Origin of the sequence: Rhodococcus sp. NPDC059968 (genome assembly GCF_042738615.1) — a bacterium.
Classification (GTDB): Bacteria; Actinomycetota; Actinomycetes; order Mycobacteriales; family Mycobacteriaceae; genus Rhodococcus_F.
The window spans coordinates 1-1638 of record NZ_JBHWUE010000264.1 but is presented as its reverse complement, the minus strand read 5'-3'; the positions used below and the strand labels follow the sequence as shown (position 1 = coordinate 1638).

Genomic DNA, 1638 nt, shown 5'->3' with positions numbered 1-1638 from the left:
GGGTGCGAATGACGAAAGCGCCTCCCGTAGTGAGACAATCAAGATTCTCACATCACGATTGTCCACATACGGAAAGGCACTTTCAGTGCAATCATCGCACACGTTCACGGCGGGGTCCGCGGTGTTCGACGAATATAATCTCGTGTCCGCGGCCGGGCTGGTCCCGGTCCTCGAACTGGGTGAACAGACCGGCCTGTCGGAGCTGATCGACACCCATGTCGACCTCACCTCCACGCGGGTGGCCTCGGGTGCGGTGAACCCGGTGGGGAAACTGACCTCGATCATCGGCGGGATGCTCACCGGAGCCGACAGCATCGACGACGTGGACACGATCCGCGCCGGCGGCACCCCGATTCTCTTCGAACAGGTGTACGCCCCGTCGACGTTGGGGATCTTCCTGCGCGAGTTCACGTTCGGGCACAGCCTGCAGCTCGGGGCGGTGCTACGCCGACACCTGATCGCCCTCGCCGCCCGCACCCCGCTGCTGCCCGGCATCGAGGACCGAGCCTTCCTCGACATCGACTCACTGCTGCGGCCGGTGTACGGGCACCAGAAACAAGGAGCGTCCTACGGGCACGCCAAGATCGCCGGCCGCTCCCTGCTCCGCAAGGGCCTGAACCCGCTGGTCACGACCCTGTCCACGGCGCAGGCGGCGCCGGTGGTCGCGGAGATGCGGCTGCGGGCCGGCAAGACCGGCTCGGGACGCGGCGCCGCCTCCCAGCTGCGGTCGGCGATCAGCACCGCCCGCGCCTGCGGCGCGAACGGCAAGATCATGGCCCGCGGCGATTCGGCGTTCGGCAACAAGGCCGTCATCGGCGCCGCGGTCGCCGCGGGTATCGAGTTCTCCCTGGTGATGACGCGTAATCCGCGCATCACTCGGGCGTTCGCCAGCATCGACGACAGCGACTGGATGCCGGTGCACTATCCCGGTGCGGTGACCGACCCCGACACCGGGGAGCTGATCTCCGACGCCGAGGTCGCCGAGGTCGAGTACACCGCGTTCTCTGGACGCCACAAGGTCACCGCCCGCCTGATCGTGCGCCGGGTCAAGGACGCGAACTACCCGGATGCGTTGTTCCCGGTCTGGCGGTATCACCCGTTCTTCACCAATTCCGACCTGCCGACCGCCGACGCCGACATCACCCACCGCAAACACGCGATCGTGGAAACGGTGTTCGCGGACCTCATCGACGGACCACTCGCCCACATCCCGTCGGGGCGTTTCGGCGCGAACAGCGCCTGGACGCTCTGCGCGGCGATCACCCACAACCTGCTGCGCGCCGCCGGAACCCTCGCCGGCGGCCGCCACGCCGTCGCCCGCGGCGCCACACTGCGCCGGCACCTGGTCAACGTCCCCGCCCGATTCGCCCGGCCAGCACGCAAACCCGTCCTCCACCTACCCGCGCACTGGCCGCGACAAGCCGACTGGACAACCCTCTGGGACAACATCATCGACTACGAACCGCCACAAGCTGCCTGACCCGACAACCCGGCCACACCGGCCCCGACCCAGGAATACCCAACGTGGATGAGCTGACAACCGGTCAGCAGATCAACCACGCCCCAACAGCGTCACCCGTCGCCATCACCAAAGAATCGACCCTAAGATCACCGAGATCACCGATCCACGGATTGAGG

General features: G+C 67.1%; 1 protein-coding gene. It reads left to right on the top strand.

Going from position 1 to position 1638, the window contains the following annotated elements; all coding sequences use genetic code 11:
• Positions 1–85: 85 nt before the first annotated feature.
• Positions 86–1480 carry an IS1380 family transposase gene (locus tag ACFWAY_RS53700; protein ID WP_378516530.1) on the top strand — a complete coding sequence of 465 codons (1395 nt, stop codon included), beginning with the start codon at positions 86–88 and terminating at the stop codon, positions 1478–1480.
• Positions 1481–1638 lie beyond the last annotated feature (158 nt).